The organism is Microcystis sp. LEGE 08355, assembly GCF_015207185.1.
Lineage (GTDB): Bacteria > Cyanobacteriota > Cyanobacteriia > Cyanobacteriales > Microcystaceae > Microcystis > Microcystis panniformis.
Window position 1 is genome coordinate 1 of the sequence record NZ_JADEXI010000007.1, and the last position, 25373, is coordinate 25373.

A 25373-nucleotide genomic window follows, 5' to 3' on the forward strand; every position below is an offset into this window, starting at 1 on the left:
TACATCGAAATAGATAGATGGTTTCCTAGCTCTAAAAGGTGTAGTAATTGCGGGCATATTGTCGAAAAGATGCCGTTAAATGTTCGAGAATGGGATTGTCCAGACTGTGGGACACACCATGACCGAGATGTTAACGCTAGTAAAAATATTTTGGCCGCAGGGCTTGCGGTGTCAGTCTGTAGAGCGACCATAAGACCAGAACAGAGTAAATCTGTTAAGGCAGGTGCGGAACCCCGCAAGGGAAAGAAGCAGAAACCCAAATCGTGAGGTTTGGGAATCACCGTCCGTTTACGGCGGTGAGGATGTCAAGATCCTGGTGTAGATGTTACCGAACTCTTCCAGGGCAAACAGTCGGGCCCCGTGGTCGGCATCGTTAAAAACGTAGGAGGTGGTTTGATAGATGGGAACGGCACGGGCGTTGGTTCCGGGGGCAGGTTCCTGGCCGGCGTGTACTTGCAGCGTCTCGAAACGATAACGGTCAGACATGGGCGCTCACGGACGAAAATAAAGGGCAAATTCCTCGATCTGTGCGATCAAGGAAAAAGGGTGATTATCTCCTTAATAATGGATAAATAGAGGGTTTTAACCCATTTATCGCTATTTTTTCATGAATGACAGTTCGCTGGTCGATAGCATTTAAACAGCATTAAAAGCATTCACTTCCTATCCTACTGCGAGTAGAACGATCCTTGCCTCGTTTCACAAAGATTCCAAGACTTCCTGCGAGTAGGGTGGCGAACACGACATTAGGTTCGGGAACCTTGACATCGGCGGCGATTACTTTGAAATCTGGCCCGTTATCGCCGACTCCGTTCAAACGTTGGGGATCGTTATTGCGCTCGCTAGTTAAGCGCAGAGTTCGCGCGCGGATACCGTCGAGCCGAATCCCGATCGAACCAATATTGAACGGGCCGTTGTTGAGGACGGGAGGAACGATCGTGCTGATGTTATAGTCCGCTTTCGTGTAGTTCGCGCGTAAAATTTTATAACTGGCTAAGACCGTCGTTCCATCGTCCGCGATCGCTTCCACCAGTAAATCGCTATCCCCCGCAACGGCTCCCCCCGGCGTTCCCCCCCGTTCCCAGAAAAAGAACGTATTCACCGGTCGGGCGAAAGAAACCTCGATAATTGCAGTATCGGCGTTCTCACGGGTTACGAGGAGACTATTCAGGTTTAAATTGCCCAAACTGGCGGCGATATCCGCGTCGGTGGGGTTCGGTTTCCCTGGACCCTCCCCGACCAGGGGATCGCTAGTCGTGTTCGGTCCGTAACCCGTGTGGAGAATTCCGTTAGTATATGTGATTCCCCCCACGGTAACGTCGGCGGTATCGTTGCGGATAACCCGACCCGCATTGACCAGATCAAACTGACTGACCGTTAAACCGTTGAAAACCACCGAATCGAGACGGACATCTCTAGTGGGATCGTTGAGAAGATTAGGATTTCCGGTTAGGTCCGGACTCGCGGTAACGTTGGTTTGAAAGGAAAAGGGGAGAAAACCCGCCGCGCGCGCGGGTGTTCCAGTCGTTAGAGCTAAGGCCACTCCGGTCATCGTGGCGGCGATTTTGAAAAGAGCGGCGAGGTGCTGCGACTGCGTGAAAAGATGACTCATCGATAAATTACCTCGTTAGGGAATGGAATTAAGTACAGTAGGCTTATCCGTTTACTGTATTTAGGGTTCTACCATAGCCATTTCTGCGAGTCAATTTATCGAGATATCCTTTATACAAAATATCTTTTATGCCGAAACTAGATTGTGTTAAGGTAATTGCTAAGTAAGTGGTTCTAATCCCCTTAATCCCCCCTTGATCAGGGGGTGCCGATCCCCCCTTAATAAGGGGGTCATCTGACAATTTTTAACATCTACCTACTTACAAAAGAAAGTACCAGCTAGACTGGTGAAATGAGAATGTACCATTTAAGACAAGGGAAATTTTGTTATAATTGCTTCTGGATAACCCCGATTGCTTTCTTGAATAAATAAATGCTTTTTGGGTCAACAACTAACGAGATGCTCGTTTTAATTCATGATTACTAAAACATTTAAGCGGCGAATATGATAACTAAAAATAAACAATTATTTCACGATCTTTTATCAGCCAAAACGAAAAAATAACGAGAGTAAATCTGAATTTATCTAAATAATATAGAACAAAGTTTACCTTTATTTCTAGTTGCTAAAATTATTAAAATAGATAAAATCAGCCATTTTATTGATTTGTAATCCCATAAACTATCTCTATTACCAATTAAAATGCTCAAAATTCGCCTTTTTGCTAGACCAAGCAATCTCTTTTTTTTGTTATTAATTTTGGCGATTATTTTTAATCCCTTCGTGATTGTCAATGCGGGAGAAAGAGGAGTTTTAATGTTCTTTGGTCAAGTACAGGATAAAATACTTAATGAGGGTATTCACGGGATTATTCCCGTTGTTAACACGGTGAAAAAACTAAGTGTGAGAATCCAAAAACAACAGATAGCGGCCGAAGCTTCCTCCAAAGACCTACAGGAAGTATTTACAGATGTGGCCCTGAATTGGCATATTTTAGCATCAGAAGTTAATACTATTTTTCAACAAATTGGCGATGAAGCGGCTGTCATCGAACGAGTGATCGATCCGGCAGTGGAGGAAATTCTCAAGGCAGTTATGGCTAAATATACCGCCGAAGAATTAATTACTAAACGGGAGGAGGTGAAAGGAGAAGTAGATATTCGTTTGAGCGAAAGACTGAAAAATTATCATATCGGTGTCGATGATATTTCTTTGGTTCATGTCAATTTTTCCGAGCGCTTTACCGATGCGGTGGAAGCCAAACAAATTGCCGAACAGGAAGCTAAAAAAGCCGGTTTTATGGTGTTGAAAGCTCTGAAAGAATCGGAAGTAAAAATCAATCTGGCTAAAGGAGAGGCGGCAGCTCATCGCATTCTCCAAGATTCCTTAAGTCCAGAAGTTTTACAGAACAAAGCGATCGAAAGATGGGACGGTAAACTCCCCCTATTTATGGATGATAATCTGCTTAAGTCCCTTGAATTGGTTAAAGATAAGCGAAAGACTAGATGATAAAAACAATTTATTAAAACCATAAGAACGAATACTTGATTTTATTGAAGTTCACTGCGAGGAACTCCTCTATGCTGTTTAAATCCCGAAAGACAAAGCAGAAATTTAACCCTGATTACTGGCGAGATCATTCGGCCAACGAACGCACCTATCTGTCTTGGATGCGCGCCTCGATCGCTTTGATGGGTTTTGGTCTGGTCATTTTGCGTTTACGAACAGCATCTTCGTCATCTCTAGGACTAGGTTGGTTGTTGGGTTTTGTCTTCGCTATGGTGGGATTATTAACCGTTGTCATCGCCACGCGCCACTATTTTCTCATCCGTCGAGCGATCGATAATAATAGCTACGAACCTGCTCAAGTCTGGATTATTTGCTTTAGTATAGCGATCGCTTGTCTGGGGTCAGGAATTCTCTATTTTGTCGCCACCAGTCCCGATAGCGGTGGAGTGGAAAGCATCGGTTTCGATTAAAACCCCATCCTCGCACGGAGCGGGATGGGGAGAAAATTGCTCGATACAGGTAGTAAAATCCAGATAAATACTTAGAATTGCCCATTTTCCGACCTTTCCCAAGAAGGGGCAAAAGGTGGACAAATCAAAGGACAGGCGCGCCAATGACTGTGGACAGGTACTCCCAAGCGTTGACAATAGCCGTTTCCTCTCCCCTGAAACTTATAAAACCGACAGTAACGACAGGTGGAGGAACAAGTAGCAACTTTCGGGAGAGGATTTCCCGTGGATTCGATCGCTGTTAGTTTTGGGGATAGGGTGGAAATGGTGTCTAGCAAGGAAATCTCCAAGGCTAACGGGGTTCACTAGCGACTCTTACCGTACCTAGTCCCAAATTATGTCACAGTCGCCCATCCTCCCGGAGTATAACGATTGACACGCTCCTAAAAAATTGAGAAAATCCCTTGCTGCTAGAACTATTCCACCACAACACGCTTAGAAAAGCCCCAACTTAAGGAGACGGCCACCATCATTAATACCATCCACTCTGGCGGTAAATAGGTTGGTTGGCAAGCTTTTAACAACAATCTTCCCCCTACCGCTAAAACCGTCAGATAGGCCGCATCTTGTAGGTAAACAAACTCAGCTAACCACTTAACAAATAAACCGGTTAAAAATCGTAGGGCTAACATTCCCAAAATACCACCAGTCAGGAGAATCCAGAATTGGTCTGCTAAGGCGATCGCTGTTGTCACACTATCGAGGGAAAAAGCCATATCTGTAAAAGCAATCAGAACAATAACACGGCCAAAAGATTCTATGGCGAGATTAGGGGCAAAATTTTGGTCTTCTATGTCTATATCTAAAAATTTCTGCCAAAAATGCTTACCCGCTAACCAGAGCAGATAAATAGCACCCAGTACCTCCACCTGCCAGAATTTAACTGTCCAACTGGCACTGACTAACATGGCAACTCTTAACACAAATGCCCCGGCTAATCCCCAGTTTAAAGCTTGGCGTTGTTGTCTGGGGTCGGGAAGTTCTCGCACCAAAGCCGCTAGGGCGACGGCATTATCGGCCGATAGAATGGTTTCTAAGACTGCCAGGGTGAGAATAGTGCCGCAAGTGGTTAGAGAGAGATTTTCAGCTATATCGAGAATTTGAGGGGACATATAATTATATTTTTACTTTTATGACGTTGTAGATGCGTCTTGGTATTTCCTGCTAGGATTCTTGACTATTTTTTTGTCGGTATAAATTTAAGGTCAAGTTCTTGAGCTTGCGATCGAGGGTGAGATTGCTGACAACACTCTCCTTCCCTAGGATTTTGGCCAGACACTATCATCTTAGGTAGGGGACAAGCATAAAAGCAAATATTCTTAATTGTCGTTTTAATAAATAAAAGTGATGAAAGGGCGAGGGGGTTTCCCAGCTTTGCATAAAGGGAATTTATGGATTTGAAAACAAAGAATATTTGTTTTTATTAAAGCCATTGCCTAGAGTGAAAACAGAGACTCAAAAAGATCACTCAAGGAGATCAAAAACGATGAAACCGAAGCTACTGACAGCCTTCTGTCTATTGCTAATCACAGTTTTTTCTTGCTTCCACCCTGCCATCGCTAGGGCCGTTACCCCCACTGGCGGCGCACCGGCAAAAATTACTCTGGTCGAGCCAGCTGCCGCCGATAATCTGCAAAAACTACAGGAAACTAACGCCTGTGTCGGTTGTGACTTTAACGGAATTAGCCTCAAAGATTTAAACTTGTCCTCGGCCAATCTAGAAGGAGCAAACCTCAGTCAAGCGGATCTAGAAAGAACTAACCTAGAGGGTGCTAACCTCAAAGGGACTGACCTCCGGGGAGCCGACCTCGGCAAAACTCTCCTAGCGGGAGCCGATTTAAGCGGGGCCAATCTCTTAGGTGCAGATTTAGAAAAAGCTAACCTGCAAGGAGCAAACTTAACCAACGCCAATCTGCAAAAAGCTGACTTAGAGAAGGCCAATCTCACTAATGCTCGGCTAGACGGTGCTAACCTACAAGATGCGGACGGTGAAGGGGCGATCGGTGTCGATCCCAATCTATTCTAAAAAAGTTGGCGTTGCTGAATAAGGTATGAATGCCGGCCTTGTAGGTTCCCGTACAAAAGTTAGTTTGGGTCTAGGTTTGAAAAATCCCACAAAAGAAGATTCAGACCTCAAATCAGCAACGTCCTTACTTTTAAGCAAAAACGCGAGCATCCCGAGGACGAACATAAACTTGCTCCCCGACTTGGAGGTGCAGTTGAGCCAGTTGTTCTCGATTCAGATGGGCAATCAGGAGAGAGCGATCCGGTAGAATTAATTCCACATCGATGGCCCAACCCAGATGGATAATGCGCTCGACTTTTGCCGCAATGCTAGACCCATTGGGAGAAGAGAGAATTTCCAGGTCGTGGGGACGAATAAAAATCTTGACTCCGTTAGTACCCCCCCCAAGCTGCTCGAAGAGTGCAGCCGAGGTCGGTGGTAAAACATTCACCCGGCCGATAAAACTCATCACAAAAGCAGAGGCAGGATGATCGTACACCTGATCGGGAGTTCCCACCTGTTCGATTTTACCCTCATTGAAAATTACGATCTCGTCGGCCACTTCCATGGCTTCCTCTTGGTCGTGGGTGACAAAAACACTGGTGACATGGACCTCCTCGTGTAACTGTCGCAACCAAACTCGTAGCTCTTTTCTAACTTTGGCATCCAAGGCCCCAAAAGGCTCATCTAATAATAATACTTCCGGTTCCACCGCTAAGGCCCGGGCCAGGGCAACCCGTTGACGTTGACCCCCGGATAGTTGGGCCGGATAGCGATCGCCTAATCCCTGCAATTGAATTAAACTCAAGAGACTGTCCACTCGTTTTTGAATATAGTCGGGGGTAGCTTTGCGAATATTTAAACCGAAAGCGATATTCTGACGCACCGTCAGGTGTTTAAAAAGCGCATAATGCTGAAAAACAAAGCCAATATTCCTTTTTCTGACATTTAAATTGGTTGTGTCTTTGCCGTTGATGATAATTTTGCCTGTGTCGGGGGGTTCTAATCCTGCGATCGCTCTCAGGAGGGTGGTTTTTCCTGAACCAGACGGCCCCAGCAGTGCCACCAGACGATTCGATTTGATCTCTAGGTTGATGTTGTCTAAAGCGGTAAAGGTGCCGAATTTTTTCGATACTTGCTCGATGATGATACTCACGGTGGCTAATCCTCTGGCAAAAAATGTATAGGGCTTGACTGTATTTTAACCATGATTCAATCGCAGTCGTATTAAAATACACTCACATTTTACAAGACAGCTAGAAAATTAAGTTTCGATTCGGGAGATTACTGGTTATGAACAGAGACTAAAAGATTAAACAGCGATAAAAGCTTACTATTACTGTTTTTTACTCTTTTAAAGGCTTAATTAACTAATTTTGTCCCTTAACCACCAGAAACGCACTGGAGAAGAGAGACGACTGAGGCAAAAATGGACTATTCTTTATTGACAATATTTAGCTTTTTTATCGGAATTATCGTGGGATTAACGGGAATTGGCGGTTCATCCTTGATTACACCCCTATTGATCTTTGTATTTCAGGTTCCCGCTACCACCGCAGTGGGTTCCGATGTGGTCGCGGCCGGGTTGATGAAAGTGGTCGGCACCGTTCGTCACTGGCAACAGCAAACGATCGAGTTAGAAGTGGTAAAATGGCTAGTAATTGGCAGTGTACCCGGTTCTCTGTTAGGATTAGTCGGTTTTCGCTATTTTCAGCAGAATAGCTCTCTCAATCTCGATCAATGGTTGCCTCCTATCATCGGTCTTGTCTTGATGATCGTGACTGTCCTAGCGGCCCTGGAACTACTAATCTCCCTATTTTTTCCCGATTTGTCCCCTTGGTCCTGGCCAAAATTAGATTTAACCACTCGATCGGGCCAGATAAAAACAACCGTATTAGGGGCAGTTTTAGGCTATTTAGTCGGTTTAACCAGTATTTCCAGTGGTTCCTTGTTTGCATTGGTCTTGATGACCTTTTTTCACCTTGATTCTCGCAAATTAGTCGGCACAGATCTATCGCAAGCGTCCATCCTCTTAACCTGTACTTCCATCGGTCATCTGGGATTAGGAACAGTAGACTGGAATCTGGTACTTCCCATCTGGTTGGGTGGGATACCGGGGGTAGTACTGGGAGCAAGATTATCGGAATATTTCCCCAAAAATGCCCTAAAAATACTGCTTTATACGGTTCTAGTCACGGTCAGTTGGCGCCTACTCCAACCCACCTAATCCCCAGAGTTCACTCGAAGGTCATCATACTACCCATCAACAGATCGGGACTGGTGGCGACAAAATAGATAATTCCCGCACCGAGAATAACGATCGCTAAACTAAATAGTAGCACCCATCGATCGGCTGGTTCGTAGGTATCTTCATCTATATCTCGTCTGACTGTAAAATAATGGGCTGTGGTCAAAAATACGGTCAATAAACCCACTAAAGCAAACATTAAGCCCAATTTCCAACCGTAACCTGGCCGGGGAACCAGAGGAGGATGAAAGGCCCGTAAACGCAGGATAACCATACCAAAACCCATTAATGCGATCGCTGTTCGCATCCAAGACAGATAGGTGCGTTCATTGGCCAGATGATCGCGGACTCGATTGGGATTGACTTTTTTCGGTTTAATGCTGGTCTTGCTTTCCGTCACTGGTGATTTGAGAAAAAATAACATGATCGAGTTGACTAGGGGTCGGTTTCAAGTTGATCGCTTGAGAAGATGATGTTATTCTATGGCACTTGAGTTATGGATGGTATGGAAAAAATCTAAAATCTCTTTTTAGATGTATTTGTATTGAATCAAAAATCAAATAGGGTTTGCTGAATAAATCTAAAAACATTGTTCGATAAGACTTTTAGACCTTTTTGAAATCCAAAAGTACCGGCCATTGGAGTGATCGGGGGGAAAATCCCTGGACTTTTTCCCTGAAAATGGGTAAAACCCTACACCCTACACCCTACACCCTACACCCTGCCCCCAGGAAAAACTTTTTGCCGCAAACCCTAAATAGATTCTGCTTGCTGCTGGAGAAGCGTCCATCCATAGCTCAAGGATAAGGCCAAGAAAGCCAGGGGAAGACTTTCCTTGATTATAAATACACCCAAACCGATCAACACACAGGGGACAAAGTGGCTGCCGTGACTGGTAATTAAATTAGCGATCGCCGGTAATTGGGTTAACTGATGAGCAGTAAAACACCAAACACCCACCAAGATCAGAAAAACGCTGAGGATAGTGACTAAATTTGGCCAGGTATTACTAGCGAACAGCGGCAGATAAATCCCGATATTATCACTGCCATTGGCGATGGTAATTGCCGCCACAGCACCGGTTTGAGGGGAAAACCAGGCCAGCAAAGGAGAAGACGGTGCTGATTCTACAGCCATCTCCAGAGGATTATCTGTCTCGGTTTCTTCTCGCTGCCAGAGAGTCCGAATCCCGACAATCACCGGCAAAAGACCGAGAAAACGAATCCACTGAGCCGGAATCAAGAAACTCCCGAAAAAGCCAGTTAAACTCGCCAAAATCAGCATTATAAAGCCTAAATACTGACCGATAACGATATGACGACGGCGAAAAAGTTTATTGACTTGGGTAAAAAGAATCGTCAAAATCAGGATGTCATCGAGATTAGTGGCAATAAAGGCCGCTATTGCTGTGGATATGGCAGTAATCATGGTAGTCATAGGATTTTTTTCTGAATCGGCTCTTCTGGTCTCGATCGCCCTACTTCTACTCTAGAAAGAGCCATTAATAAAATCAAATATTCTTTCTTGTTGATTTAATAAATTAAAATGATGGAAAGACCAATAGAGACGGAAAACCCCTTGCCATGGCCAGAATGACCCTAGATCAACTAGAAATCTTTCTCGCGACTGCCGAACATCTCCACTTCACCAAAGCAGCAGAAGCTTTATATATCACCCAACCGGCCGTCAGTGCCGCCATTGCCTCCCTAGAAAATGAATACGGGGTGAAATTATTCCATCGCGTCGGTCGTCACATCGAGATCACGGAAACAGGACGTTTGTTGCAATTAGAAGCGCAACGCATTCTTACCCAAGTGACTTTGACAGAAAGGGGATTAGCGGAATTCAACGACTTGCAACGGGGAGAACTACAATTAGGGTCGAGTTTGACTATTGGTAACTATTGGCTGCCGGCAAAAATTAGCGATTTTCAGGAGCGCTATCCGGCAATTAAGATCAACTGCACCCTAGCTAATACGGAAGAAATCTGTCTGGGTACGGCTAACGGACGTTTTGACATAGCATTAATCGAGGGAGAAGTCAAGAGTGATTTAACACATTGTTTAGAACAGGAAATCGTCGGCAGCGATCGCCTATTAATTATTGTCGGACGTTCTCATCCCTGGTATAAAAGAGAAGCGATCGAATTACCCGAATTAGTGGAAACCCCTTGGGTAATGCGAGAATCGGGATCGGGAACTCAACAAAGATTCGAGGAAGCGTTACAGAATTGGGGTATCGATTTACGCACATTAAAGGTGACTTTGCTGTTAAATACGGGGGAAATGGTGAAAGCAATCATCGAGAATAGTTCGGCAGCTGCCGGTATTTCCGAATTGATGGTTCAAAAGGAATTAGAATTAGGCACATTGCGATCGATTCGAGTCATCGATACTTCCGGTTTGTCCCCTCGCTATCTCGAATTTACGCGCCCTTTTTTAAAAATAAAACACCGTCAGCGCTTTCAACCCCGTGTCTGTCAAGTTTTCGAGCAGATGTTGTAATCTGATAGCAATCACCGAAAATTAACTAGAGCAAAAATAAAGCTATGTAGGGGAAATTATTTTTGGCAAAAGAGATGGGGAACGAGGTAATATAAATCTCTCCTTTTAACTCTCAAAAATTGTCATCTATAATATTTTTAGCCGACAAGTTCTTGGGCTTTCTGAGAAAGAACCTCATCCATCCAAGCATTGATACTTTTACCTTTTTTAGTTGCTGCTAAATAGATTTTACGATGAATTTCGGGGGTTGTTTGATAAGGTAGCTTTCCTGAAAAAGGTTGATCGGGTTCTTCTCCTAATTCTTGGCAAAATTCTAGATAGTCATCAACAGATTCATGAAAACACTGTACAGCTTCTTCAATAGTTTTGCCGTGAAAAGTAATCACATCTTTAATGTCAATGACGATTCCAGAGATCAGATTATCGTCAAAGTCAATTTCAAATTTACCTGTATATCCTTTATAAGTTGTGGTGTACATAGTTTTTGTTTCTCTCAATAAATAATCAATAATTGAGGCAATTAAATGATATTAGCATTTTCTAAAAAGAGGCTTATATCCTTGTCTTAATTGCATTCAGAACTCGCTGTTGCTTTTTGTTCATTGAGTAAGGTTCAGTAACTTTTTTTCGTATTATATCAGTATTTTTAGAAAAAGGAAGACTCTCTACGGTATTATTTAATCTATCAATAGGATTGGTTTGAACCCTTTACTTGTAAAATCGTGCTTCGCTGTTCTATACTGGCGGAACCTGTCATCTCCAGGGTTCCTTCCAGCCGACATTATAGGTAAAGTTCCAATAAAAGTTCCAATATGAAAGATCGAGCCAATTCCCTGTATGAATCCGACTTCTACGGGTGGACAGAGCTACAAGCGAAAGCTCTAGCCAACCGACAGGTAGAAGCTCTGGACTGGCAAAACTTGCGGGAGGAAATCATTTCCTTGGGTAAACAAGAATATCGAGAACTGGTGAGCCGTCTAACCGTTTTGGTAGGACATCTTCTCAAATGGGAATATCAGCCGGATAAACGTTCTCGTAGCTGGTTTTTGACGATTAGAGAACAGAGACGAGGGATCAGACGGCATCTAGAGGGTAATCCTAGTTTAAAATCCCGGATACCGACGGCTTTATCCGATGCTTTCGAGGCCGGAGTCGATTTGGCTTTACGCGAGACGGATTTACCGATACGGACTTTTCCCTCTCACTGTCCTTTCACCTTCGAGGACATCATGGCCGACCATTTCCTCTGCGATACGAGTCAGGATTGGTCGTAAATTTAACGGTTATACCACCTCGACGGGTATCTGTATCTCAACAAGTAATTTAAATACGCGGGCAGCTGATTCTTTTTTTTTACTCTCCCCCCTCAATAATTTTAATTTCTTCCTCGCTTAATCCATAGAGTTTATAAACAATTAGATCGATCAATTCATCGGTGGCGCTTAATTGTTGTTTTAGGGGCAAAAGTTTATCTAGACTGGTTTGATATTCTTTTTCTAAGGTTTCCTGTATTTGACGATCTAACAAGTTAACGGTAATTTTCTTTTTGTTCTTTTTCAGTATCTCCCACAGTTGATCGCAGCTAAGATGAGGTTCGCTTTTTTGGTAGTCACCGAGATAGTTTTGGATTTTTGATTTGTTGGTTAAATTATCGATCGCACTGCCGATTATTCTCTCTAAATATCTTAAAAAGCTTTTGATTTCTTTTTGTTTTTCCCGATTTATCTCGATCATTTGTTCTGCTAAGTAGGCCAGAATATCATGGACTATATCGGTTTCCTCTCTCCTAATATGTTCCTCGATTTCTTTTAATATTTCTTGCTTTTCTTGATAACTTTTGATAAGTTTCTCTAAACACTGTTGACGGCGATTGCTATTGGTGTTAAAAGATATTTTAGGAACTAATAAGGATTCTAACTCATAACCATTTATATTATTATTTGTGCTAGTTAAATTAAATCTCCAGTCTAAAAATTTTGAGTTCATTAAAGCTGCCATAAATCCTAGACTATAAACATCTATGCTAGAAAAATAGCCAGTTGTATGAGAACAAAAATAGTTCTCTGGTAAGATTGTAGCGATTAATCTTCGATAATTATCAATTGCGGCATAACGTTGATAAACAACTCTTTTATTTTTATAACTGGAAGCTTTTAAACTATCACCATGTTTTGATAAGTAAAGTTCCCGATTAAAATATATATCTTCTCCTTGTTTAGGTTCTACAATTGCGTATCTAGAAATGTGCGATCCACGAATGACCTCTACACCTTTTTCTTTATCGCTGATATAAGGTTTAAATGAACTATTAATCATTAGTTCTCCCGGTGAAGCTTTTATATATTCTCCTAGCTTAGATAAATTCGTATCTTTGGCCAGTTTTAATAAAAGTTCCCAAGAAGAATTATCTAAAATAGGAATTGACAGATTATCTTGATCAAACTCAAAAAAGTTACTTTGTAGTGTTTTATAGCTTGGTGATTGCTCTAAAATGAGTTTACCTGGATTACTTCTTACACATATCTCGTGGGTTTCACATGGATAAGTTTTACATAGTGTATAGATACAAGTCGATAATTTTGCATCAATAAAAACTCGATCATTGGGATCATCCTTTTGTGGAAATTGTTCAATAAAATCTATTTGAAAGTTTTCTAAAATATACCTTCTTAGCTTCAATGTAAACTGATCTGCCAGTAAAGATAATGGCACAATAAATCCATGTCTGCCATTAATCCTTAACAAATAAACAGCCTGAGAAATGAAAAGTCTATAAATATTGATTCGGTTGCCTAATCCATAGGTAAATCTTGCAGTTAATTTAAAATATTTTATGTCATTATCAACATCGATTTTCCCTTCTTCTGACAATTCATCATAAGGAGGATTACCGATTACTGCATCAAAACCGGGGTTATCCTTCCAAGAAGCGGAATCAAGATCGATAAAAACTTCAGGAAATTCCAGATCCCAATGAAAAAAACGCTTACTTTTATATAAACTAGCTGCTTGGTCTAAAATTCCTTGATCTGAACGGGGTAACTTATCCCAATTAATTGCCGATATATTACCCCCGTAGCGCTGCAGAAACTCGATAGCAGTTTTAACCCCAAAAAAGCGAGAGAGGAAAACATCTAATAAACGCTTGTAGGGTTTAGCTTGACTATCAAAATCACGGAATAACTGTTCGCTTGCTTCCACTTCAGCAAAAGTCGCATCGCTGAGGGTACTAATTCCCCGCATAATTTCTGCTGCCCGAAGTAACCCAACAAAAGGGCCCGTTAAAAGAGTTAATTGACCACCTTCTTCCTCGATCATAGCGGCTTCTGCGTCCTTGGCGGTAGTTCCGATCAGAGAATTACCACAACGCAAATGATGATCCAAAAAACTCAAAGGTGCGCCCACTGTGAAAGAATGTAACCAGAGACTAACCTTGGCCAATTCTACGGCCATCGGATTGATATCCACCCCATAAATACAGCGCTTCATCACCACTCTCTGTAATAATTGCGTTGGTTCAAGGGTGGGAGAATCGAGAATAATTCCCTGTTGTCGGAGATTGTCGATAATGTTTTGTCGGGTGGTTTCCAACATGGTTAAAACGGGATTATCTTCGGGATAAAGATTGAGAATCTGGATTAACTCATCGGTGAGATAGTCCACTGCTTCTACTAAAAAATGTCCGCTTCCCATGGCGGGGTCACAGAGTTTAAGATCAAGTAAGGTGGTGATCGCTTTTTTTTCTAAGCGTTGTAGCTCTTTTTCTAATCCCTGCTGACTGAGATTTCCTAAACGTCTATCGCTGCTTTCTTGTCTTCGGGTGGCGATTTCTGTCATCACATCCCCGAACTGTCGCGCTCTTTGCTCTAAAATTGGTTTGAGGGTATGGCTGACAATATATTTAACAATATAATCGGGAGTGTAATAGGAACCGGTGGCTTTTCTTTCTCCCCGATCATTTTCCAGATGCACCGATTCCCCCTCAATCACGATGCGATATTCCAGTAATCCTTCTTGACACTCCCCGCTCTAAAGAGACGGGGATTCTTGGTTCACAGAGATTACTTGCTTAGACAGAATTGCTTCTGAAAAAGTAGAGGTATTCTCTCCCCAAGCGTTTATTGGATCGAGCCCAAAGGTTCCGGTATGCCCTACCGTACTTAGTCCCCTTTTAAGGATGTTGATTGCGGCGTTTTCATCCCTATCCAAAACACATCCACATTTGCACTGATGGGTTCTAGTCGATAAAGATTTTTTGACAGTTTCACCACAGTTTGAACAGTTTTGGCTTGTATAATTCGGTGAGACAGCAATCGTTATCTTGCCGAATTTAACCCCAAAATACTCTATCCATTCCCGAAACTGATACCAGGCCGCATCATTTATCGATTTAGCTAGACAATGATTCTTGACTAAGTTCTTAACTCTTAAATCCTCGTAGGCTATCACATCATTAGAGTGAACTACGCACCTTGCTAATTTCACAGCAAAGTCTTGACGTTGCCTACTTACTTTAAGGTGAGCTTTAGCTAATCTTTGTCTAGCTTTTTGACGATTTTTACTTCCCTTTTTCTTTTTAGATAATCGCCTTTGAAGTCGTTTTAATCGTTTCTCAGACTTTCTCAAGAATTGAGGATTATCAACCTTGTTGCCATTGTGATCTGTATAGAAAGAAGCCAAACCTACATCTAAACCAATACACTTACCTGATGGTTTAACATCTTCTTTAACGTCACAAGAAAGGACAAATTGACAATAATAACCGTCCGCTCTCCGAATCAACCTAACCCGTTTAATATCGGATTCTTGAAAGTACCCTAAATCCCAAGTTCCTACCAACTTAAGAACACCAATGTTTTTCTTGTCAGTGAACTTAACAGTTTTAGGGCTAAGAAGCTTCCATCCTGATTGTTTGTATTCAACAGAGCGAGATTTTTTAAATTGAGGATACCCCTTTTTGCCTGATACTTTACGTTTACAGTTGTCGTAAAAACGACTAATTGAACTCCAAGCACGTTCAGCACTTGCCTGTCTAGCAGTTGAATTAAGTTCATCGGCAAATTTAAAGTCCTGAGCTAATTCTTTAGAATATCGGTATAAATCGTTCTTACCCGTACCTTTTGTATCCATCCATAACCTTACACATTTGTTACGGATGAATTGAGCAGTACGAATAGCATCGTCTATGGCTTGATACTGTTGAGTTTTAGCTTTAACTTTAAACTCTAAGACAAACATTTTACGCACGGGTTACTTAGATAAAATCAGTATAGCACAATAAAAGTTAAGTTAACAAGCTATAGTTTAAAAAGCCGTCCTAAAAGGACGGGGCTTTAACCCAAAATTTCGGTAATGATTCCCTTGGCCGGTTGGGCAAGTCCTTGAAAGGGCCAGAGATTGAATTGCCAGAGTAAACCCAAACCCACCGTTGTCCAGATGGCGGCGAAGGTCGGCCCGGTCGCCGTGGTGAATAAATCCATCCCCGCCAGCCGGAGAAAAAACGCCATCAGGAGGGTGAGAAATAATACCGCCCCGGTAGGTCGAAAGCCCAGACGCGGCATGGTTAGGCCCAGTTGAGCGAGGGGCCAGCGCTCGAAAAAACTACCGAATACCGTGGAGAGGGGATACCAGTACCAAGGAATATAGAACGGTTTTAATCCCCAGAGCTGCGGTAGAAAAGTGAGGGCGGGAGCGACCATAAAAACGGCAAAAAAGATGTTGAGAAATCCACTGCTGGGATGTCGGTCTTGGAGTTCTTCCGAAGCCACGATCGTGTTATCGAAAAAGAACAGACTGGCACAGGCGGCAACAATTGCGGTTTGTCCCCACAAACCTACGGGGGTATCGGTGAGACGGGCGGGGGTGAAGATAAATTTCCACGCTTCTCCAGTGAGATAGACCAACAGCAGCAAGATCGCTAAATTAACGGTTCCCCGTCCGAAGCGATGGGAAAAAAATCGAGAACCCGGATAGCCATTTAGGGAAAAACCCAGATGCCACCACCAGACAAAACAGAGGGTGATATAAACTAATTTTTCGTTTACATCTAGAGCGAATAGGCCCGTGAAGATCAGTTCAAAAACCAGACTGACCACAGCGATAATGCCGATGAACAAGAGTCCCTTAAAGGGTTGATTTTTCCAGATATTCCGTTTCTGGAGCGGATGGGCAACACTCATATTTCCTCTACAGTAGTGTGACCGATCGAAGGTAGAAATCAGGAGGAGAGGGAGGGCGCTCCCCTTCCTCCCGCAGACTTATAGCCAAGGATGGCGGGGCGGGTTGGCACCGTTGAGGAAGTAATTGCCGATCGCATAGTATTTCCAGCGCACCGGATCGTGGAGGGTGTGGGCGCGAGCGTTGCGCCAGTGGCGATCGTAGTTAAATTCCTCTAGGGTGGACTTCGTGCCGGCCAGTTCAAAGAGTTTATTGGTGGCCAGTAGGGAGGCTTCCGTGGCGATCGCTTTGGCCTCGGCGACGGCGATCGAGGATGCCACTACTTTCGCCTCCTCTAACCCGGATTCATAGGCCGCATCGATAAATTCCCCGGCCCGCCGTAGTAGGGCTTCCGCCGCGTGGATCTGTAGGATCACGTTGCCCAGATTGTAGAGAGTCAGGGGATCTTCAAAACCCTTCTCCTGGTTACTATCCACCCAGGGACGGGTATGGTTGCGGACGAAATACAGGGTATCCCGCAGGGCGGCCTTGGCGATGCCCACGTCCACCGCCGCTTGGATAATCTGTGCCACCGCACCCATCGGGGTCGCCCGTTCAAAGGCTAGATAGTGAGGGATGACGTGTTCCGGTTTCACCCGAACATTTTCGAGAATCGTCGTGCCGCTCGCGGTGGTGCGTTGACCGAAACTCGTCCAATCATCGAGCAGAGTCAAGCCTTCCGCGTCCCGTTCCACAAAGGCGACGATCGTCTTGCCGTTCTCATCGGCGGCGATCGTGGGAATCCAATCGGCCAGCAGGGCGCCGGCGGAGTAATACTTGCGTCCGTTGAGAACGTAGCCATCGCCCGATCGAGTTAATTTGGTTTGCACGTCCGTCACTGACTTGGTGCCGATCTCCGAGAAGGCGTTCCCAAACCGTTTGCCTTGCAGTACCAAGTCAAAGAAAAATCGCTTCTGTTCCTCCGTACCGTCGAGCCGGATCGCTTCCACCATATAGAGGTGATTCTGGGGAATCTGTCCCAAACTAGAATCCGCCTCGGCAATAATGGCGATCACTTGCGCTAGGGTGGCGTAGGATACGCCCGCACCCCCGTATTCCTTGGGAACGATGATCCCCCATAGCCCGCTTTGCGAGAATTTTTTCACCTCCTCCACCGGTAGACGGCGTTCGCGATCGCGGAGGGAATCCTCTTGGAGAAATTCTGCGGCCAGTTCTTTGGCCACAGCGATCGCTTCTTGATCATCTTGAATCAGATGGGCGGTCGGTTCCGTTTCAACATTTACTAACGTGGTCATGGTTACTACTCCTAGACTGTGAGATAGAGTGGCCTAGCTTTTAATACAGAGAGCGAGAGGACTGATATCTCGCCCTACGGGCCAAAACTTGCCGGTATTTCTGGATATCGCGGTTCATGGCGAAAATGGGAACGAGAGGGCCGAGCAAACAGACGATCGGGCCGATATACAAGAACCTCCAGCCGAATCCGTAGGAAGTAATGATCAGAGCCGAACCGATAATCCAACCGAAGGCTCCATAGAGTAAGGCATGGTTTTCCTGGCTCCCTTCTAGATTCCCCTCTTCTTCCTCCTCTTCCAGTCCATAGGTTGCCGAAGCGTAGGTCAACACGAGATACATTCCCCGCAGAAAGAAAATCGTGATGATAGCGGCAATAACACCGGCGATAATGGTGGTCGGGGAATAGGGATTTTGAGTTAGGGGAGGACTAGGGAGACTTTGGGCGGGAACCGCTCCGGCATAGAAAACCGTGAGCATCGTGCCGCCCAGGAAATAGCCGAGCCGCTTCGCCCAAGTCCGCAAGGAGGGCGGTATCATCTGCAAGAGACTATTCATGATCGTGATTCTGTGAAAACTTATCGCAGCGCGACAGAAGAAGTGTCCGGTATCTCGGATAGATCCTGTGCCTGACGTAGTTGGCTGTAATCGAAGCGTCGGGAATTGGTCAAGGCAATCACAATTGGGACGATCGTGCTGACTGCGACTACCGTATAGGTACCGATCTCCTCGCCGAACTTGGCGAGGGCGAAAACCCCGGCAATCAGACCGATGATCGTCCCGGCGGTAAAGGCCGTGGCATTCATTCGCGACCAGATGATCGACAGTACCAGGGGTACGAGAACGGCGGCGCGGATGATGGAAGTCCCCAGTACCAGCGTCACCAGATCGATTCCCGATAGCACCACCGCCACCGAAATTCCCGCCGCTAAGACCATCGAAAACCGCGTCCAAGCGAAGAGGGAGCGATCGGAAATAGCGGGGAACAGGGGCTTGATCACATCCACCGCAGAAACCGAACTAACCGCCGCCAATGTGCCGTCACAGGTGGAATAGCAGGCCGACAGCACAATGATCACGAACAGGTAGATCACCCAATCGGGCAAACCTAAATGGGAAACCAAAAAAGGACCCAAGGCGGCGGGATCACCGCCAAGATCCCGGGCCAGATCCACCTTGAGCGCGATGCCCACCAGCCCTACCACCCCTAGACAGAGGGCGACCACATAGTAGAGTCCCCCACCCCAGAAAAAGGTTTTGCCTAATTCCCGTTCTTTGATCCCCCAAGCCACCTGCCAGAATTCCTGTCCGGCGATCGTGGCGGTAATCAGCGCGAGGGCGAAGGTTAAGCCGAAATTCTGGAAGGCATCTGGTCGCGTCACCGAAAGAAGTTCGCCGCCCTGACTCTGTACGGTCTGCCACACGGCTTCCGCCCCTCCCACCTGGCCTAAGACCGCTGTGGTGACTAGGACAGAGGGAACCATAATCAGCAAACACATCAAGGTAGAAGTAGCCATGGATGCCCAGAGTCCCCCTAAACTGATGTACAGGAGAATGACGATCGAGGAGATGGTTGCGACTACCCCCTCCGGAAGACCGAAGATCGTGGCCACCATCAGGGATGCTCCCTTGAGATTCACTGTGACAATTTGGATCGCCCCGAAGAGGATACCAGCGACTACGACCACGCGAGCCAATTTTGCTCCCGCGTAACGAGCGGAGATAAACTCGCTGATGGTATAACCGTGGGGCATCAATCGCCGTAACTTTTTGGCAAAGGGAATCACGGCAATGACCGCCGCACCATTGGGGACGGTAAACCAAAATAAGCCCGATAATCCGTACTTAAAGGTGACTCCGATCGGCAGTAAAATCCCGATCACCCAAGTCCAGACGGAAAGCAAGCCGGCAATCCCGAATCCTAAACCCAGCTTGCGACCAGCAATCACAAAATCGTGGGTGTTTTTTACCAGTTTCCACTTAGCGTAGTAGGAAACAATCAACATAGCCAGACCTAACGCGATCAGGGTGACAATTCCCTCGATCGGTCCAAGGGGAGCCGCCTGAGCGAGACTAATCCCTTCCATTACGATTTTCTCCTTGTGTATTTCTTTCTTTCGCTTAAACCAGGGCGAACTCTTCTCTGGGGGAACGACGGGATTCCAGTTGCCGCACGAGCGGGATCACCTCGCGACCGAAGGCGGGTAAATCGTCCGTATAGTGCAGGAAACCACCGAGAATCAAATCGACCCCCACGGCGTGAAACTGCTGGATTTTTTCCGCTACCTGTTCTTTTGTGCCGATCAGTCCGGTACGGAATCCATCGTTGTACTGTACTAGATCTTCAAAGTTAGAGTTGGCCCACATTCCCACTTTTTCACTGGTGGCGGAACCCGCTTGTTTGACTGCTTCGCCAAATCCTTGCACGGCCTCTTTGTCGGCTTTGGCGATAATCTCCCGCAGTACCTCGTGGGCTTCTTTTTCGGTATCACGGACGAGGATAAAGGCGTTGAGACCGAACTTGATACTACGGCCGGCTTGACGGGCAAGGGCGGAAACTTCCTCGATCTGTTCGCGGACTCCCTCGATCGAGTTGCCGTTCATGAAATACCAGTCCGATACCCGACCGGCCATCTGTCGGGCGGCTTTGGAGTTACCTCCCTGAAAGATTTCGGGATGGGGATGATTATTAACGGGGCGGGGTTTGACCCAACCGCCATTGATGCGATAAAAATCCCCTTTGAAGTGGAATTCGTCTTCTGTCCACAGTCCCTTGAGGATGCGAATGAATTCCTCGGAGCGTCGATAGCGTTCATCGTGATCGAGCCAAGGTTCACCATAGATGGTGAATTCACCCTTGAACCAGCCACTGACGATGTTGAGGGCGAAACGACCTTTGGAAATGAAATCGATCGTCGAGCCGATTTTGGCGACGACCCCGGGATGCCATAAACCGGGATGGACGGCGGCGATTAGGGTGATTTTCTTGGTTACGGGGGCTAGGGCGGCGACGGTGGCAAAGGCCTCTAGTTGATACTCCGCGCCGTAGCTGGCGATGAATCGGGCTTGGGCTAACGCGTACTCGAACCCGACTTCTTCGGCAGTCTGTGCCAGCCAAGCGTTGTAATCGTAGGTCCAATCGGTGTTTTGCGGGATTTTACTCACCACTAACCCGCCACTAACATTGGGAACCCAGTAAGCGAACTTAATATCTACCATGATTCGGTTACTCCGTGATGGAAACTATTGGTTCGACCGCTTCACCGTTCGCAAGAATCCAGTGTACACGGTCATTTCGGACGATCTCTTTCGTGTTCGTCTGGAGGAGCGATCCCGTTTTTAGCGATCGCCAAGCACCCTAACTCAAGTCTTTAGAATGCTGTTTCTAGCAAGATTCGAGTTACCTATATCGGGGTCAAAACTCGCTCTCTCTCAAGCCTGGAGCCGAGAACTACTGTAATTCGACCGAAATATAGTTGATTGCCTTTCAGTGTAATCACTACTCAAGGATGACGTCGTAGTTTGATACACCCCGATTGACTTTTTCTATGCCATTTTGGAATACGGTGCGTCTTCCAGGGGTACTCCAATCGAACCTCAATACCTGATATTCCAAATCGTGATAGACAAGAGGAATTTCGGTATAAGGAAAAATAACGCTTCTGCGGAAGGAACATGATAGAGTGATGGCTCCTAAAAAACACGTCTCCCTCGTGGGTATTGGAAAACACCTATGCCGCTTCAGTTTGGAATTTGGGCACCCGTTTGTGGTGGATGGTTGCGAGTGATTAACCCGGAGAGAAATTGGTCGATTTCCGATCTGGTCGAGTTGGCCGTTCAAGCCGATCGAGTGGGCTATGATTTCTACTACATTCCCGAACACTATCTCAATGCGGTACACGGGCCGGATCATGACGTAACTGACGCTTGGCTCACGGCCGGCGCGGTGAGTTTAGCGACCCAAGAGATTAAAATCGTCACGGCCGTACAACCGGGGTTTAAATTGCCCGCAGTGGTGGCCAAGCTAAGTGCCGCTCTCCAGAATCAACCCGGTGGAGGCCGGTTCGGTTTGAGCGGGATCGCGGGGTGGTGGCAACTAGAAGTGGAAAGCTACGGTGATGTTTGGCTCGCCCACGGCGATCGCTATGCTAGATTAGAAGAATATCTTCAGATTATTCGGGGATTATGGACGACTGCCGATTTTAATTATCGGGGCAAATATTACACGATCACCCAGGGCATTTTAGCCGAGCGACCGACACCGCTTCCTCTCGTTTTTATTGCGGGAGAATCGGAACGAGCGATTGATCTAGCGGCTCGTTTGGGGGATTATCTTTTTATTAATGCGGATGATGTGGAAAAAACGGCCGCGCTGGTGGAGAAGGTAAAACGCTGGGCGAGCGATCGCTATCAACGGCAGATTCAAGTAGCGATGAGCGCTTTCGCCATTGTCCGCCCTACCACGGTCGAAGCCGAGTCCAGACTAGACAAGATTTATCGCTCTGCCGACACTCGAAAAATTCGTTATTTCCAACAACAAATCGATGCCAATGCAGTAGCCCACAATAAACTAGATATCGGTCAAACGATCGAGGCAAATCTTGGCCTCTCGGCTCGATTTGTCGGCGATCCACAGACGGTGATCCGTCGCTTGAGAGACTACGAATCTATCGGGGTTGACCTGATTATCTTCAAGTTTGAATCCACCCGGGAAGATGCTCTCTATTTTCATCAACAGGTGATCGATCGATACGCACACCCCTATCCTTTAATTTCTCGGTGAATTATGAGTCGAATTACCTCGGAAGACATTACCCTAAATCACCTGAAAATTCTCAAGACGGTCGATGATTCTGGTAGCTTTTCTAAAGCGGCCTATCAATTGGGCTATAGTCAATCATTAATTAGCAAAAAAGTCAAGCAATTAGAGGATTATTTTGGAGTATTGCTGGTTAATCGCTCCCCTGGCTCGATCAAACTAACCAATCAGGGGAGAAAGCTAATTTCTCAAACCTTTCAGGTGATAGAAACCGTGGAAACCCTTCAACGAGAGTTTCATCTGACCTTAAGTGCCGACGGAGAAGACTTAATTCTCGGTGCTACCCCTTTAATTTTAGAAGTCTGGTTAAAACATTACTGGCGACGATTTCGACTTTGCTTTCCAGGTCGAAATATTCAAGAGATTTCCCTATCCGCTCAAGGTTTATTGGCCGAATCCTCGCCCAAAAACCTTGATATTCTGCTCAACAGTTTCTCCGCTTATAAAGATAAACATCATTGTACTAGACTAACTACCCACCGCTTCCAACTGATTTCTTTCGGTCAGAATGATCTATTTCCTGGCAAAAAATTGATTAAAATCTCAGATATAAACCCAACCGACTTGGTTCTTTTAGATGAAATTTATCAAGAGCTTTGTAAAAATAAAGTTGTATTAAACTATCTAAGGGATGTACGAATCATTGAAAGTTATCAAGAACTTCTCGATTCTGTGCAAAAAAGCCATAAATCAACTATCCTGCCTGATTTTTGCCAATTTAATTCACTCTTTAATTATCCAGCATCAATAATACCTATACAGGATGTCAACGAATATGGAGTCTATCTGCACGTCCCTCATTTTAGCGAGCTATTAATATTAGGAGAAAGTTTGGTTAGAAGTTTTCGCCTCGATCAGGATGATTTAGCAATTTCCCCGCAACCGAATCTTATTTTTGCCAGCGATACTTTGCCAACGGAAAATATACTCAGAGTTGGAATTCAACGAGATTCGATCGGACAGTTTATCGCCAGCTATGGAGTTAAATATGTTTTCGATCTACAGCGAGAGTCCAAGGAACAACCAATTTTTCAGAAAAATATCGAGATTGATCGAAATTTTACCTTACAGATCGTTGAATTCGCTTGTGGTGAACAAATGAATCAACAAATGAAAAGAGGAGATTTAGATATTTGTATTTTAGACGATATTTCTCTTTTAAACAATGGTACTATGTTTTTTAACAATCTCAGTTTCGGTTCTAAACTAATCGGGATTGCCTCTTATAATATTTTCGGTGAAGATCTGAGGATTCTGCTTCCTAAAGACTCTCCAATCGCCACCGTCCCAGAACTAAGAGGCAAGCGTATTTCCACCTTATTTGGTTCCAACGCGCATCGATTTATTATCACTCTTTTTAACCTGTACGGACTGGAGATTAGTCGAGATTGTCACTTGGTTAATGAAGATCCACATACGGCAAGTATGAGCTTTAGAAAAAAGCAAATAGATGCCTATGTATGTTGTGATACTTTTACTTCTATTTTTCAAGAATACGTTTCAGCCAAAAAATTACCCCTAGAGCAAAATTTCGGTTTAAGAATTCCTTCCCTTAGAGGCATTGTTTGTCGCTCGCGGTTTCTCAAAGAAAACCCCAAACTTGTTATCGCTTACCTACACGACTTGGTAATCGCCAATCATTGGTTTCATTCAGATTCCGCAAGAGCGATCAAGTTGTTAAACGATGTAACATGGGTTTGTCCTGATCGGGTATTTCAGTTCTTCGCTCCTGCCTCTGGAAACCACACCGATCCCACCCTAAAACCCCAATGGTCTTGGCTATTAAAAACCCTCAATCGTAGGTTAGATGGACAATACGGTATCTCATTATTTGACGTAGATTTTTGGATGGACGATTATTTTTTACGGCTAGTCTATAATTTACTCGAACTAGATTACCATTTCCATCAGGTTTCTTTTTCGAGCCAACCCTCTAATGGTTATTTTCCAGAGGAAAAATTGAATCGGTACGCTCAAGTTCTATAAAAATTTTTGATATACTTTGATACCCGTTTATACCTGTCAAATTCCGAGCGAATGGTAACAGAAATTTTCCTCCAGATGATACTTTTTAAAAGACAATATTTTGATAGAATTAATGTGTTATTATTTCTACACGAAGGATACCGACCATGCAATTACTCTGGTTTATCCCGACCCACGGCGACGGACGTTATCTGGGAACGGCGATCGGCGGGAGAAGCGTTACTTTCGCATATATGTTGCAGATTGCCCGTGCCGTGGACGATTTAGGCTACACGGGTGCGCTTTTACCGACCGGGCGTTCCTGCGAGGACGCGTGGATCGTCGCTTCCACCCTCGTCACGCACACGCGACAGATGCGCTTTCTCGTGGCGGTGCGGCCGGGGTTAGTTTCTCCTGGGGTGGCGGCGAGAATGGCGGCCACTTTTGATCGCCTTTCCGAGGGGCGCTTACTAATTAACGTCGTCACGGGAGGCGATCCAGTGGAATTGGCGGGAGATGGCGTACATTTAAACCATAATGATCGCTACCGTCTAACCGATGAATTTCTAACGGTGTGGCGACAACTATTATCGAAACCGAACACGGACTTTCAAGGCGATTACCTGCGGATCGAGGGAGGAAAAGTCCTGTTTCCCCCCGTACAGAAGCCCCATCCACCCCTTTGGTTCGGTGGCTCCTCGCCCATCGCCCACGAGATCGCCGCTAAACACGTTGATGTCTATCTGACCTGGGGCGAACCCCCGTCCGCGGTGGCCGAAAAAATCATCACCG

Annotated in this window: 23 protein-coding genes and 2 pseudogenes; 10 read left to right on the forward strand and 15 right to left on the reverse strand. The window is 45.2% G+C overall.

Features of this window, described 5'->3' with window-relative positions; genetic code table 11:
* Window positions 1-267: zinc ribbon domain-containing protein (locus tag IQ242_RS00670; RefSeq protein WP_193958670.1), on the forward strand; the 267-nt coding region annotated here is incomplete at its 5' end.
* Between the two features lie 39 nt (window positions 268-306).
* On the opposite strand, the pseudogene IQ242_RS00675 reads toward IQ242_RS00670, so the two are convergent.
* Window positions 307-486, reverse strand: a pseudogene (locus IQ242_RS00675) (PLP-dependent transferase); the annotation flags it as partial.
* Window positions 487-646: 160 nt separating this feature from the next.
* The gene (locus IQ242_RS00680; protein WP_193958671.1) at window positions 647-1612 is read right to left on the reverse strand and encodes an exosortase-dependent surface protein XDP2; all 966 of its coding nucleotides are present in this window, start codon (window positions 1610-1612) and stop codon (window positions 647-649) included.
* A 642-nt stretch (window positions 1613-2254) separates the two neighbouring features.
* Here IQ242_RS00680 and IQ242_RS00685 point away from each other — a divergent pair.
* Window positions 2255-3061, forward strand: a complete 807-nt coding sequence (locus IQ242_RS00685; protein WP_193958672.1) for a prohibitin family protein — start codon at window positions 2255-2257, stop codon at window positions 3059-3061.
* Between the two features lie 71 nt (window positions 3062-3132).
* A complete protein-coding gene (locus tag IQ242_RS00690) occupies window positions 3133-3531 on the forward strand; it encodes a YidH family protein (protein WP_193958673.1) in 399 nt (132 codons plus the stop codon).
* Between the two features lie 71 nt (window positions 3532-3602).
* On the opposite strand, the gene IQ242_RS00695 is transcribed toward IQ242_RS00690, so the two are convergent.
* Both IQ242_RS00695 and IQ242_RS00700 read right to left on the reverse strand, forming a co-directional pair.
* Window positions 3603-3848, reverse strand: coding sequence for a hypothetical protein (locus IQ242_RS00695; protein ID WP_049898451.1), 246 nt, complete (start codon window positions 3846-3848; stop codon window positions 3603-3605).
* 138 nt (window positions 3849-3986) lie between these two features.
* Window positions 3987-4682 carry a hypothetical protein gene (locus tag IQ242_RS00700; protein WP_193958675.1) on the reverse strand — a complete coding sequence of 232 codons (696 nt, stop codon included), beginning with the start codon at window positions 4680-4682 and terminating at the stop codon, window positions 3987-3989.
* Window positions 4683-5056: 374 nt separating this feature from the next.
* Here IQ242_RS00700 and IQ242_RS00705 point away from each other — a divergent pair, with 374 nt between their 5' ends.
* Window positions 5057-5596 carry a pentapeptide repeat-containing protein gene (locus IQ242_RS00705; RefSeq protein WP_193958676.1) on the forward strand — a complete coding sequence of 180 codons (540 nt, stop codon included), beginning with the start codon at window positions 5057-5059 and terminating at the stop codon, window positions 5594-5596.
* A gap of 130 nt (window positions 5597-5726) precedes the next feature.
* Here the strand turns inward: IQ242_RS00705 and IQ242_RS00710 are convergent, their stop codons facing one another.
* Window positions 5727-6731 carry a sulfate/molybdate ABC transporter ATP-binding protein gene (locus tag IQ242_RS00710; protein WP_193958677.1) on the reverse strand — a complete coding sequence of 335 codons (1005 nt, stop codon included), beginning with the start codon at window positions 6729-6731 and terminating at the stop codon, window positions 5727-5729.
* Window positions 6732-7004: 273 nt separating this feature from the next.
* On the opposite strand from IQ242_RS00710, the gene IQ242_RS00715 reads away from it, so the two are divergent.
* A complete protein-coding gene (locus IQ242_RS00715) occupies window positions 7005-7802 on the forward strand; it encodes a sulfite exporter TauE/SafE family protein (protein WP_193958678.1) in 798 nt (265 codons plus the stop codon).
* Window positions 7803-7812: 10 nt separating this feature from the next.
* Here IQ242_RS00715 and IQ242_RS00720 read toward each other — a convergent pair whose 3' ends face one another.
* Together IQ242_RS00720 and IQ242_RS00725 are read right to left on the reverse strand one after the other, a co-directional pair.
* Window positions 7813-8247 (reverse strand): YidH family protein, encoded by a 435-nt coding sequence (locus IQ242_RS00720; RefSeq protein WP_002762666.1) that lies wholly within the window; start codon window positions 8245-8247, stop codon window positions 7813-7815.
* A 329-nt stretch (window positions 8248-8576) separates the two neighbouring features.
* Window positions 8577-9260, reverse strand: coding sequence for a cadmium resistance transporter (locus IQ242_RS00725; protein ID WP_193958679.1), 684 nt, complete (start codon window positions 9258-9260; stop codon window positions 8577-8579).
* A gap of 146 nt (window positions 9261-9406) precedes the next feature.
* On the opposite strand from IQ242_RS00725, the gene IQ242_RS00730 reads away from it, so the two are divergent.
* Window positions 9407-10327 carry a LysR substrate-binding domain-containing protein gene (locus IQ242_RS00730; RefSeq protein WP_193958680.1) on the forward strand — a complete coding sequence of 307 codons (921 nt, stop codon included), beginning with the start codon at window positions 9407-9409 and terminating at the stop codon, window positions 10325-10327.
* A 137-nt stretch (window positions 10328-10464) separates the two neighbouring features.
* Here IQ242_RS00730 and IQ242_RS00735 read toward each other — a convergent pair whose 3' ends face one another.
* A complete protein-coding gene (locus IQ242_RS00735; RefSeq protein ID WP_002767352.1) occupies window positions 10465-10806 on the reverse strand; it encodes a type II toxin-antitoxin system HicB family antitoxin in 342 nt (113 codons plus the stop codon).
* 333 nt (window positions 10807-11139) lie between these two features.
* On the opposite strand from IQ242_RS00735, the gene IQ242_RS00740 reads away from it, so the two are divergent.
* Window positions 11140-11601 (forward strand): DUF29 domain-containing protein, encoded by a 462-nt coding sequence (locus IQ242_RS00740; protein WP_002767353.1) that lies wholly within the window; start codon window positions 11140-11142, stop codon window positions 11599-11601.
* A 79-nt stretch (window positions 11602-11680) separates the two neighbouring features.
* On the opposite strand, the pseudogene IQ242_RS00745 reads toward IQ242_RS00740, so the two are convergent.
* From IQ242_RS00745 to sfnG, 7 genes and pseudogenes are all read right to left on the reverse strand, one after another.
* Window positions 11681-14353: pseudogene (locus IQ242_RS00745) on the reverse strand (N-6 DNA methylase); the annotation flags it as partial.
* A gap of 3 nt (window positions 14354-14356) precedes the next feature.
* Window positions 14357-15565 carry an RNA-guided endonuclease TnpB family protein gene (locus tag IQ242_RS00750; protein ID WP_193958687.1) on the reverse strand — a complete coding sequence of 403 codons (1209 nt, stop codon included), beginning with the start codon at window positions 15563-15565 and terminating at the stop codon, window positions 14357-14359.
* A 95-nt stretch (window positions 15566-15660) separates the two neighbouring features.
* On the reverse strand, window positions 15661-16506 hold the full coding sequence (locus tag IQ242_RS00755) for a hypothetical protein (RefSeq protein WP_228020740.1): 846 nt from the start codon (window positions 16504-16506) through the stop codon (window positions 15661-15663).
* Between the two features lie 78 nt (window positions 16507-16584).
* On the reverse strand, window positions 16585-17799 hold the full coding sequence (locus tag IQ242_RS00760) for an SfnB family sulfur acquisition oxidoreductase (RefSeq protein WP_193958681.1): 1215 nt from the start codon (window positions 17797-17799) through the stop codon (window positions 16585-16587).
* A 40-nt stretch (window positions 17800-17839) separates the two neighbouring features.
* Window positions 17840-18355, reverse strand: coding sequence for a hypothetical protein (locus tag IQ242_RS00765; RefSeq protein ID WP_193958682.1), 516 nt, complete (start codon window positions 18353-18355; stop codon window positions 17840-17842).
* A gap of 20 nt (window positions 18356-18375) precedes the next feature.
* Window positions 18376-19884, reverse strand: a complete 1509-nt coding sequence (locus tag IQ242_RS00770) for a sodium:solute symporter (RefSeq protein ID WP_193958683.1) — start codon at window positions 19882-19884, stop codon at window positions 18376-18378.
* A gap of 34 nt (window positions 19885-19918) precedes the next feature.
* On the reverse strand, window positions 19919-21016 hold the full coding sequence (gene sfnG, locus IQ242_RS00775; RefSeq protein ID WP_002764575.1) for a dimethylsulfone monooxygenase SfnG: 1098 nt from the start codon (window positions 21014-21016) through the stop codon (window positions 19919-19921).
* Between the two features lie 514 nt (window positions 21017-21530).
* Between sfnG and IQ242_RS00780 the strand changes: the two genes are divergently transcribed.
* The 3 genes from IQ242_RS00780 to IQ242_RS00790 all read left to right on the forward strand — a co-directional run.
* The gene (locus IQ242_RS00780) at window positions 21531-22580 is read left to right on the forward strand and encodes an LLM class flavin-dependent oxidoreductase (protein ID WP_193958684.1); all 1050 of its coding nucleotides are present in this window, start codon (window positions 21531-21533) and stop codon (window positions 22578-22580) included.
* Between the two features lie 3 nt (window positions 22581-22583).
* Window positions 22584-24602: a LysR family transcriptional regulator gene (locus IQ242_RS00785; RefSeq protein ID WP_193958685.1), complete on the forward strand. Its 2019-nt coding sequence runs from the start codon at window positions 22584-22586 to the stop codon at window positions 24600-24602.
* A 146-nt stretch (window positions 24603-24748) separates the two neighbouring features.
* The coding region (locus IQ242_RS00790; RefSeq protein ID WP_193958686.1) for an LLM class flavin-dependent oxidoreductase at window positions 24749-25373 on the forward strand (625 nt) is incomplete at its 3' end.